The sequence below is a fragment of the Pantoea sp. CTOTU50773 genome (assembly GCF_032082325.1).
Classification (GTDB): domain Bacteria; phylum Pseudomonadota; class Gammaproteobacteria; order Enterobacterales; family Enterobacteriaceae; genus Pantoea; species Pantoea communis.
In genome coordinates, this window is the sequence record NZ_DAMDQC010000043.1 from 1 (window position 1) to 11,183 (window position 11,183).

General features: G+C 52.0%; 10 protein-coding genes. 9 read left to right on the forward strand and 1 reads right to left on the reverse strand.

Features of this window, described 5'->3' with window-relative positions; all coding sequences use genetic code 11:
* The 9 genes from RT340_RS09215 to RT340_RS09255 all read left to right on the forward strand — a co-directional run.
* On the forward strand, positions 1 to 1,003 hold a 1,003-nt coding region (locus RT340_RS09215; protein WP_313375504.1), incomplete at its 5' end, for a baseplate J/gp47 family protein.
* Positions 996 to 1,589, forward strand: a complete 594-nt coding sequence (locus tag RT340_RS09220; RefSeq protein ID WP_313375506.1) for a hypothetical protein — start codon at positions 996 to 998, stop codon at positions 1,587 to 1,589. The genes RT340_RS09215 and RT340_RS09220, both read left to right, overlap by 8 nt.
* 2 nt (positions 1,590 to 1,591) lie before the next feature.
* Complete coding sequence (locus RT340_RS09225; protein WP_313375508.1) at positions 1,592 to 3,277, forward strand: phage tail protein; 1,686 nt, start codon at positions 1,592 to 1,594, stop codon at positions 3,275 to 3,277.
* Positions 3,274 to 3,735: a tail fiber assembly protein gene (locus tag RT340_RS22590; protein WP_409566133.1), complete on the forward strand. Its 462-nt coding sequence runs from the start codon at positions 3,274 to 3,276 to the stop codon at positions 3,733 to 3,735. The genes RT340_RS09225 and RT340_RS22590 overlap by 4 nt, the downstream gene beginning before the upstream one ends.
* Positions 3,725 to 4,450 (forward strand): hypothetical protein, encoded by a 726-nt coding sequence (locus RT340_RS09235; protein WP_313375510.1) that lies wholly within the window; start codon positions 3,725 to 3,727, stop codon positions 4,448 to 4,450. The genes RT340_RS22590 and RT340_RS09235 overlap by 11 nt, the downstream gene beginning before the upstream one ends.
* Entirely contained in the window at positions 4,422 to 4,958 is a 537-nt protein-coding gene (locus RT340_RS09240) for a hypothetical protein (RefSeq protein WP_313375512.1), read from the forward strand. The genes RT340_RS09235 and RT340_RS09240 overlap by 29 nt, the downstream gene beginning before the upstream one ends.
* A 2-nt stretch (positions 4,959 to 4,960) precedes the next feature.
* Entirely contained in the window at positions 4,961 to 6,637 is a 1,677-nt protein-coding gene (locus tag RT340_RS09245; RefSeq protein WP_313375514.1) for a hypothetical protein, read from the forward strand.
* Positions 6,638 to 7,368: 731 nt separating this feature from the next.
* Positions 7,369 to 8,241: a DUF4238 domain-containing protein gene (locus RT340_RS09250; protein ID WP_313375516.1), complete on the forward strand. Its 873-nt coding sequence runs from the start codon at positions 7,369 to 7,371 to the stop codon at positions 8,239 to 8,241.
* 297 nt (positions 8,242 to 8,538) lie between these two features.
* Positions 8,539 to 10,134, forward strand: coding sequence for an ABC transporter substrate-binding protein (locus RT340_RS09255; protein WP_313375518.1), 1,596 nt, complete (start codon positions 8,539 to 8,541; stop codon positions 10,132 to 10,134).
* A 54-nt stretch (positions 10,135 to 10,188) separates the two neighbouring features.
* Here the strand turns inward: RT340_RS09255 and RT340_RS09260 are convergent, their stop codons facing one another.
* Positions 10,189 to 11,115 (reverse strand): LysR family transcriptional regulator, encoded by a 927-nt coding sequence (locus RT340_RS09260; protein WP_313375520.1) that lies wholly within the window; start codon positions 11,113 to 11,115, stop codon positions 10,189 to 10,191.
* Positions 11,116 to 11,183 lie beyond the last annotated feature (68 nt).

The window sequence follows — 11,183 nt, forward strand, 5'->3', positions numbered from 1 at the left end:
GTGGCTGGTTGATGTGCTGGTCAATACCGTTCTGGCCAATATGTTTGTGGCCACGGCAGGCGGTCAGATGCTGCGCCTGCTGGCGTGGGCGGTCAACGTGACGGCCAAACCTGCCAGTGCAGCGGAGGGCGTGCTCCGTTTTTATAAGGAATCGTCAGGCGCTGACGTGACCATCCCGGCAGGGACGCAGATTCAGACTGAGCGTATTAACGGGGTGATTTACACGCTCTCCGTCACGGCCGATTTTACGATTGAGGCCGGAACGGCCAGCGGGCTGGTTCCCGTAAAAGCGGAGCAGGCCGGGGCGGCCTATAACCTTGCACCCGGCTATTACCGTATTTTGCCCGTGGCCGTATCCGGCATCAGTCACGCGGTCAGTGAGGAAGACTGGCTGACCGCACCGGGGGCTGACGAGGAAAGCGACGACGAATTACGTGAGCGCTGCCGGAATCAGTTCAACCTGGTCGGCAACTATCACACGGATGCGGTTTACCGCTCAATGATTGCCGGAGTGGTGGGGCTGAGCATTGATCGCATTTTCTTTGAACACGATGCGCCGCGTGGTCCAGGTACGGCAAATGCTTACCTGTTGCTGGATTCCGGCGTGGCGTCAGCGCCGTTTATTGCGGCGGTGAATGACTACGTGAATACGCAGGGGCACCACGGCCATGGTGATGACATGCAGTGCTTTGGCATGCCGGAAACCCTGCACAATCTGAGCGTTACCTTGTTCGTTAAAGACCCGGATAACATCAGCGCCGAAAACCTTGCGGCGTTGCGGGGCGGGGTGGAAAACCTTATCCGCTGCGCCTTCCGCGAAAATACTGATTATGACGTAAGGAAAACGTGGCCTTACGGCCGGTATTCATTTTCAAACCTTGGCCGGGAAATTCACCGGACATTTCCGGAAGTGGATTCAGTGAATTTTACGCTGGGCGACATCGTCAGTGATCTGAATGTCCCGCGCCTGAAAAGCCTGACAGTGAGCATTGAACATGACTGAATTCGGTAAAAAGCTGGCAGCACTGACTCTGCCCACATGGATGAACAAAGGCGAACCCGCAAAGCTGCTGAAGGCCGCGCGCCGCTTCTGGTTACTGACCTACCGCTGGATTACGTGGCCAGTCAGCCAGTGCGATCCGCTGACCTGTGCTGAGCCAGTGCTACACCTGATGGCCTATGACCGGGACGTCACTCGCTTCAACGGTGAGCCACTGTCTCTGTTTCGCAAGCGCGTGGCCTATGCCTTCATTAATGCGCGCGATGCAGGCTCAGTTGAAGGATTTATCAGTATCTTCGAACGGCTTGGTATTGGGTATGTGGAGCTGCTTGAACGCCAGCCGGACATTGACTGGGACGTTATCGTCGTTCGATTGTCCGACAGCCAGATTGCGGATAACGCACAGCTTCTGCTTCAGATAATCCGCCAGTACGGCAGAACCTGCCGCCGTTATCAGTTTGAGGTGATCACCTCGCAGCATCTGATGATACGGGCGGGGTGGGACCAGGGCGAATACGTGGTTTACCCGGCCAGTCTGGCCGGAGTGGAAAGCAGCAGCGCGACTTTCAGCGCAGGGATTCAGGAGTAGTTATGTCTCAGACCGTTATCACAACCGCATTTGAGCAGTGGAAGGCGCGACAGGCTGAAAGCAGCGAGCCGGTTTTGCTGGATGAGTTCGTTTTCGCCAGCGTGCCGGGGCTAGATCCAACTAAGCCCGTTAACCGCAGTGAAGTGCTGCCACCGGATGCACAGATTGTTTACCGCCAGTCCGTCACGCGAAAGGGCGTAGTTAATGACAATGCGGTTGTGCATTCTGTGGTACTGGGTGCTGACGTGGGTGATTTCTCATTTAACTGGATTGGCCTGATTAACAAGGCTTCCGGCACGCTGGCCATGATTGTGCATGCACCAGTTCAGCAGAAGCTGAAAACCCGCGAAGGACAGCAGGGTAACGTGCTGACCCGCTCCTTCCTGATGGAATACAACGGTGCGCAGGTCGAGACAGGTATCAGCACCCCCGCCGAAACATGGCAGATTGATTTCACCGCGCGCATGGCCGGAATGGATGAGAGGCAACGCATCGCAAATCTTGATATCTATGGCCAGGGGGCATTTTTTGATGATGGCTGGCTTGTTGCCCGAACGGGTAGCCAGTTTTTTGTCACCAGAGGGGTGGGATATGTCGGCGGCCTGCGAGCAGAGCTGGCAGCCGACGCGAACTTTTCCGCTGCCGCCAAGCCCGCAAAGGTCTGGCTCGACGTTTCCTGGACGGGAAGCCTTACAAGCGTCTGGCACGCTGACTATAAAATCACGGTTGCGTCAGAGCTGGATGACTATGAAATAAACGGGACTAAACATTATGTATTTGCGCTGGCCAGCGTTGACGAAAAAGGCACGATTACTGACCTTCGTCCCAAAGGCGGCTTGAGTGATCAGCAGGCGAACAATAACTTTCTGAGAAAAGACCGCAATCTTGAAGATGTCAGCGATAAAGCTGGTGCGCGCAAGACGCTGAAAGTCTATAGCCAGGATGAAACTGACGCGAAGGTGAAAGAGGCCGCTGATGCTGCTGATGCAGCAAATCAAAATGCCGATTCGCGCGTGAAAAAGTCCGGGGATGTTTTAACTGGTGCGCTGGTCTCAACTGCGCAGGATACCTGGCGTATCAAACAGCCTAAACAATCATTTTTCTTTCGTTTTGACGGTAGCAATTTCTATCTGCTCAAAACCAAAGCCAACGATCCGGACGGCGCATGGGACGACTCACGTCCTTTTTCAGTTAATGCGGACAGTGGGGCGGTGACATTTGGCAATGGGTTTACCTCAAATGCCAATATACGAGTGTCGTGGGGCGGAAAAGGGCATGTTTATCAGGAAAATGGCGATATCGTTGAAAGTGGGGGTACTTCAAGTATTTTCAGGGGGTACTGGGGTGCAACGAATCTCAATGGCGCTTTGCGTAATATCACTAACCGTGCTGACGATGCCTGGAACAAAGCCAATGATGCACAGGTGAACCGCGTAACTTCAGGCTGGGTGGATGGTAATTATCTCCCGAGAGGTCAGAACGAAAATACGATTGGAACGTTTGTGATGGCCTGGAGCAATACAGGAAATGTTGATTTCAACACATTTGTTTCTGGCGGGAATCTTTTCCCTTCCACAGCGGATGGTAGTCACGTTGGCTGGAGCCTGCCAGGAACATGGCGGTGCTGTGGTGCTATGAGAACAACTAACGATGCGCACCGCGTATCGCTTTGGCAGAGGGTGGCATGATGTCTGAAGAGTCAGGCGATAAAGTTCTTATTGATGTTAAACAACCCAGAAGTATCAATCCTGATGTATCGGTGGATGTGGATATCAGCATCAACGGGGCAGAGTTCATTCCCTTCACGGCGATGCCGGGTGACCGCGCGGGACGTGATATCTACCTTCAGGCAATCGGAGGCGAATACGGAAAAATTACGCTTTCACCGGGAAAGGATTATCTCTGGTCAGGCGGTAAGTGGGTCATCAACGAGATAACAGATCCGGTAGCAGAGGCAGAATCAGCAAAACAACTGAGGCTGTCAGAGGCAACGGCTGCGATTGCACCGTTACAGGATGCCGTTGACCTTGGTATTGCTACAGACGACGAGGTTGAGATGTTACAGGCATGGAAAAAGTACAGGGTTCTGCTTAGCCGCGTGAATACAAGTGAACCCGTATGGCCGGAGTTATCCGATGTGGCGTGAAGCGAATCTGGCTTTTTCTGATGCCATAGCTGCGCCTGAATGCTCTATTGTTGCCGCGCACCCCTGGGTGTATGGACTGGGGCAGCAGACGGAAAACGGGGCTTATCTGAGTCCGGTTAATGCTGTTACGCACCTGGCTGAAAAACTGACCAGCCAGGGTGAAAGCGCTGAGGTGGTGATCTTCATGGTGGCCAGTTCCACGCACAGCACGTTCATGGAAAGCCTTGGGCAGCTGGTTGATGTTTTTCCCGCACCCGCATTTAAGCAGGTTAAGCGACTTGCCGAGTCTTCTTCTGCGCTGGCCATTGAAAAGATGCAGATCCCCGCGCGGAACGCGGGCGGCCTGCCGCCGTCAATGCCGCTTTCCGTGCCTACCAGCCGCAGCGCCATTGCCGCAGCGGCCATCAAACGGGCACAGGCTGAAGCCGGAACGGGTACAGATATGTTTCAGCTGAAAGCGCAGATTGCCAGCTTTGGCCAGACGCGTGACGCCTTACTGGCGGATATCGCTAACGGGCTTAGTGAATTGCAGAAACAAAACGCGCGTGTGTGGGTTTTTACATCCAGCGGTAATCTGGCCAGCACGCTGTTACAGCTGGCAAAAGACATTCCTGCACCATCAGCTGTGTATACCGCAGCCATGATGATGACAGGGGCTGACCTTGAGGGAATAAGGAGCATGATCCATGAATTCGAACCCAACGCTGGCGCTTAATGGCGAGGGCATCCCGCTGAAAAATATGCGCGTGACGGTGTCCATGCAGTTTCGGGATAAAGACCAGTCCGGGCAGACCAGTTCAACGGCCAAATCTGAGCAGGGAATGAAGGGCAAGGAAATGCGCATTTCCGGCGAGATTAGCTTTAACGATGTTGCCTTGCTGAAGCGCATTTTCGATCTGGCCATAGCAACAGACGCCAGCGGAGGCCGCCAGAAATACCGCGTTGCGCATGAGGTTGCCCGGGCGGTGAGTTTTCGTGAAGCCACCTTTACCGGAAATATCGACGCACCGCAGCAGGAAGGGAAAATGGCCTGGCTGGTGACGTTTACCCTGACGGAACATGTCAGCGTACAGGAAAAGCGAGAGGCGCGCGCCGGAGGCAAAACCACGGCAACCAAACAGACTGGCAGCGGCGGAAGTGGTGCGGCAGCCGGGGAAAGTGAAGAAAAAATGACGTGGTTTGAAAGCAAAGTGCTGAAGCCCGTCAATGATGCACTGGAATAACCATGAAACCGATCACCCGTCTTTACCTGTCCGGCGATGAAGTTCATCTGGCTGACAGCAATCTGGTGCTGGAGCTGAGCAGCTGCGGGCGTGGCTTTATCACTGCCCAGACCCAGACCGATTACACGGGCAAGCTTGTCCGTATCGATACCGGATATCCGGGGCTAGTGCTGCGCTGGTTTACCGGATACGTTGAGCGCTCACAGCCAGCGGAAAGCGGGTTTCAGCGCCTTTTTGTGCGTGAGCTGTCCGGCGTATTTGACCGCAGCTGGCCATGTTCATTTCAGCATCCCACATTACGACAGATTGCCGCCTGGCTTACTGAAAATAGCGGGCTGGATTTCAGCGTACCGGAGGCGGACTACTGCGATAAACCGATCCCGCACTTCACGCACAGCGGCACGGGCTTCCAGCTGCTGAGCAATCTGGGAAAAGCCTTCAGTATTATGGATTATCTCTGGTATCAGCTGCCCGATGGCGGGGTTTATGTTGGCGGCGCTGATAAGTCGATGTTTGCCGGGAAGGCTGTTGAGGTTCCCGCAGAATTCAGCCAGGGGGCAGCGGGTGGCAATTCCATTGTAGTGCCGGTAATCCAGTCTATGCGCCCCGGCGTTGAGATGAATGGCCAGCGCGTAACAAAAGTGCAGCTGGCTAACGACACCATGACTATCACCTGGACGCCGCGAAACCGCACTACCGGGCAACCGTTGCAGAAAACACCTGTCCAGCGCCAGATTGAAAGCCAGTACCCGGAACTGGCCAGCGGCTTGCACCTTCCAAAATTTGCGCGGGTGATGGCACCCAGTGAAGCTGTGAAAAGCGGTAACTTTGCCGACCCGTTCAGGCCGCGTTACGCCGTTGATCTCCAGCTTCTGGATGCGGACGGAAAGCCGGACGGCACCACGCCCGTTTACCCGGCTGTGCCGCTTCCTGTACCGATGGCGGGTAACGATTCAGGCATGTTCCAGTTTCCGCCTGAAGGGACGCTGGTTGAAGTGGGCTTCAATGGTGGAAGGCCAGATAAGCCGTTTGTGCGCCAGACCGTGCCGGACGGCACCAGCCTGCCGGACGTCAAACCCGGGGAGCAGCTGCAACAGCAGCGTGAAGAGGTTTCCCAGCGCGTTACGCAGGCGGGAGACTGGGAGCGGAAAACCGATCAGGCCATTCGCGAAACGTCAATGGCGCGTGAGGTAAAAGCTGATACCGAGTCGCGTGAACTGGTCAGCCGTGAAACCCTCATCAAGGCCAGCGATAAAACCTCAGTGCTGGGAACGGCCACGCTGATGGCTGGCGCTATTCAGCAGGTCGCTACCGGGGATTTCAGTACAGGTATTAAGGGTAATCAGCTGACTACAGTAGGCGGCGATGCTGAGACCGATATCACAGGAGGTGCGGCCATCACCGTGGGCAAAGCGCTGACCGAGAAGGTTGGACAGCTGCGCCAGAGCATTGCCGGAGCGCGACAGGAGATTATTGCGCCTGTGGTGTGGATTGGGTCACAACAGATTAACGTGGCTCAGCTGATGCTTGATACGGTTGAACTGGTGCAGCAGCTGGCTGACCAGCTGGCGAGCCATACGCACCCATCAACGGGTCAGCCTACCAATAGCGAAGAAATTGCACAGTCTGGCCAGAGAGCCACTGCTTTACGCGAGAAATATTCACCCGTCATAGGTTAACCCGGCACCCACACAAACCCGCTCACGCAGCGGGTTTTTTTACGCCCGTCATCAGCCGCCATCAGAAGCACGCAGCGGCGCGCGAGCGTTTGACCTGCCCAGCTTTCCCCTTCATTTGGATTATGCGCACAGCGTGGCGCTGGCTGCGTCACAGCCCGGCAAAATAATTGCTTCACTCACCAAATCGGCGCTACACCGCACCCGCCTGCGGGTTTTGCATCATAAAAATTTTTCAGTTCTGGTTTTATACAAACCTCAACGCCAGCCCGCGCCGCTGCTGGCTTTCTGCCGGAGTTCGCAAACTGAAAAGATTGAAAAGAATTTCAGTGTTTTTCAGTTTTAGGGATCGGAAGAGGATCTAACGGGAAGGCTATATAACTGATAAATATAATTATTTTTTGGATTTCGTCAGGAGACTGGATCTCGCGTGGATCTCATCCGGTAAACCCGGGTGATATGATAAGCCATATAGAATGCGGCTTGCGGGCGTTTTAGGTTTGCGATGTAAACTGAAAAGTCGTGAATTTAACCAACGTAAACTATGACATTACTTCTGTTTGAAGAAAGGTAAACGTGGATTAATTGAAAGCGATTTGAGCGGGGAGTTAGAATGGTAATAAGACAAATAAATCAATCTGTACCTACATGAATACTTTACTTGACGTAATATCTAACATGCTCTATGTCTATTTTTGTTTGATGTATAGTTTTAATAAATATTTAGGATAAAAATGAAAAAAAAACAGCACTATGTTTTCAGAGATTATTTAAGGGCTTGGGCGGACAAGGATATCATTCATGCAAGTCGACTTGGAGTTGACTTTAGGGTAAATCTAAGTGGTGTCGCTCAAGAACGTTTTTTTTATGAGCTTTCGGAATTAACGGAGGATGATTTTGTATTCATAAAAGATATTGTAATAGGACCTCTCGATAATGATTTAGCTAAACTGAATATGGGTTGGTTCAAACCTTTAATCCTAATGCAGCAGATGAAACAGAATTTGATCTCTAGAGGAATTTTTAATGGTGAAATTCATGATGAGATAAATGGTTTTTTTAAGGAGGCTCAAGAAGAACTACATTGTGAAATTGAAAGCGCAGGAATACCTCTGCTCGCAATGTTAAAAAACAAAGATCTTTCATTCTATGATGACGTAAAATTGAGGGCGGGATTTTGTCATTTCTTGGCTGTTCAGTACTTTAGAACTAAGAAATTGAAAGTGAATTTTCTAAAGCTGTCCAAAAAAGATTCAAGAATGAAATTTGAAAACACATGGGGATTAATTTCTCACGTTTACGCAACCAATGTTGGGTTGGCAATTTTTAGAGAAAAATATAAGTTTGTCCTTTTGGTTCAAGAGGGTGAAATTGAATTCATAACATCAGATCAACCTGTGATTAATGTTTTGTCTCATTTAGCCAGCAATCCAACACAAGACGATATAGAATTATATTATCCGGTTTCACCGGAGATTGCATTATTGGTAACTAATAAGGAAAGTTATGAAAACAAAAGTATTAATTTAATAAGCAGTGGTGATGTTAATGATTTTAACGAAATGCTTAAGAAGCATAGCAATGAATTCATTTTCTTTAGAAAATAATTTGCAATATTCTAGGGTTGTTGAAATTTTAAGTAATGAAGATTTTTAGTTTATTTTACACATTGATGCGGTAGTAGTTTGGAGTTCTATAGCTAATTTCCACCAATGTAGTTAGCTTGAAGGCAACACATTGCAGGTGTAGATGCAAACTGCCTCAAACTCTGCCGCCATTTTGCCGCCAATATGGGAATATGAATTTACATGTCATTGATTTAATTGAATAAATAACACCGAGAAATTACTTTATCAATACATACCGATGCGGGCTCATGGAAGTCAACAAAAACGAGGATCACAATGAAAAAGATGATGGCAAAGTTCACACTCAGCGCGTTGTGTTTAGCGGTAGCAGGCGGGGTATCGGCAAAAACGCTGGTTTACTGTTCTGAAGGTTCGCCTGAGAATTTCAACCCACAGCTGTACACCTCGGGAACCAGTGTGGATGCCAGCGCAGTGCCGATTTTCAATCGCCTGGTAGACTTCAAGCCCGGCACCACAGAACTGGTGCCAAGCCTGGCTGAAAGCTGGGATATCAGCCCGGACGGCACGGTATACACGTTTCACTTACGCGAAGGGGTTAAATTCCAAAGCAACAAACTGTTTAGACCCTCGCGCGACCTGAATGCCGATGATGTGATCTTCTCGTTTATGCGTCAGATGGATCCCAAAAACCCCTACCACAACGTCTCCGGTGGCAACTACAGCAATTTCGATAGCCTGGAACTGGCGAAGCTGATCAAGAATATAGAGAAAGTGGATGACAATACGGTGCGCATCACGCTGGCGCATGCGGAAGCGCCGTTCCTCGCGGATTTGGCCTGGTACTTCGCCTCCATTCACTCTGCGGAGTATGCCGATCAGATGCTGAAGGCCGGTACGCCAGAAAAAGTGGACATGGAGCCTATCGGCACCGGGCCATTTGAGCTGGTGCAATATCAAAAAGACTCCCGCATTCTCTACAAAGCCTTCCCGGATTACTGGCAGGGCAAAGCGAAACTGGATCGCATTGTCTTTTCCATCACCCCAGATGCCTCAGTGCGCTATGCCAAGCTGGAAAAAAACGAGTGCCAGATTATGCCGTTCCCTAATCCGGCCGATCTGGAAAAAATGCGCACCAATCCTGACCTGACGCTGGAACAGAAATCGGGACTCAACACCGGTTTCCTGTCGTTCAACACCACTAAAGCGCCGCTGGATAACGTTAAAGTCCGCCAGGCGCTGGCGATGGCCATTAACAAGCAGGCGATAATTGACGCGATCTTCAAAGGCACCGGCACGGTGGCGAAAAATATTCTGCCGCCGGATGTCTGGAGCGCCGACAAGGATCTGAAAGATTACGATTATGATCCGCAGAAAGCCAAAGCGTTGCTGCAGGAAGCGGGCATAAAACCCGGCACCGAAATCTCACTGTGGGCGATGCCGGTACAGCGTCCTTACAACCCGAATGCGCGACGAATGGCAGAGATGATTCAGGCAGATTGGGCGCAGGTGGGCATTAAAGCCAACATCGTCAGTTATGAGTGGGGTGAATACCTGAAGCGCGTGAAGGGCGGCGAGCATCAGGCGGCGCTGATGGGCTGGACCACGGCGACTGGCGATCCGGATAACTTCTTCGGCCCGCTCTACAGCTGCACCTCGGCCAATGGCGGCTCCAACTCCTCCAAATGGTGCTATCAGCCGTTCGAGAAGATCATCACCGAAGCACGTGCTGAGCAAAACCATGACAAGCGCGTCACCCTGTATCTCGAAGCGCAGCAGATGATGCATGACCAGGTGCCTGCCGTGATGATCGCCCATTCGACAATTTTCGAGCCGGTGCGCAAAACGGTGAGCGGATATACCGTCGATCCGTTTGGCAAACACATTTTCTATCCGGTCGATATTAAGGATTGATGATGGCAGCGGGCAATCCAAAGGCGGCCCGCTAGATTGCCAAAATCCTGGCGATTATGGCTTCCAGCGTTGACGCAACGGCTCTTCCAGCGCGTTCATTTGCTGCAGTAAAAACGTCATAAACACATTCAGGGCGGCACTGCGAGGTCGCCCTGATTGCGCCTGTAGCTGCAGGTTGCGCTGACTCAACTGATCAATACCCACAGAACGTAATATCAAGCCGTGCGTTTCCGCCTCTTGCAGCACGGTAAAGGCGCTGCAAATGGTCAGGGCCAGCGGTGTACGCAGCAGGAAGTGGAACAGCGTTGAGAAGGTATCGCAGGTGATCACCGGTTCAATCAAATTGCCGCTCATGTGGCTCGCCAGCTCAAACAATTGGCGCACCGTAGTGTTCTGCTGCGGCAATGCCAGCGGATAATGGCTGACATCGTTCAGGGTCACGTGTGGTGCGCTCGCCAGCGGATGAGTTTGATGCATCACCAGCAGCACCGGCGCTGGCCAGGAACCGATCACCTCCACACCGCGTTCAGCGTGCAGGCTAAATTGCAGTGCCAGATCGCATTCACCACTGCGCAATAACTCGGCGACACCTTGCGTACTCGCCACTTTGATATCAAACAGCACGCCGGGATTATCCTCACGGAAGGCGGCAATCATGCGCGGCAGCAGCGTAAAGGCCAACCCATCGGTACAGGCCACGCGAATCAGCGTGCGTCGTACGGCCTTTAATCCTTTGATTTCTGCCAGCGCGTATTCCATCTCCAGCATATTTTTGCGCACGTGATGGGCGTAAATTTCACCGGCTTCATTCAGCACCATACCGCGCGCATGGCGATCGAACAGCGGTACGCCGACCTGATTTTCCAGTCGCTGGATCTGCCTGCTGATGGCCGACACCGCCACAAACAGCTGTTCACTGGCCGCGCTGAGCGAACCGGTATTGGCGACAGCCAGAAAATAGCGGATCTCGTTGCTTATCATGCGAATGCCTCATGCTGGTGCATGCCTCGAAATCGGGCAGCGGAGCTTTGCCAAAAAAGCAAATCATA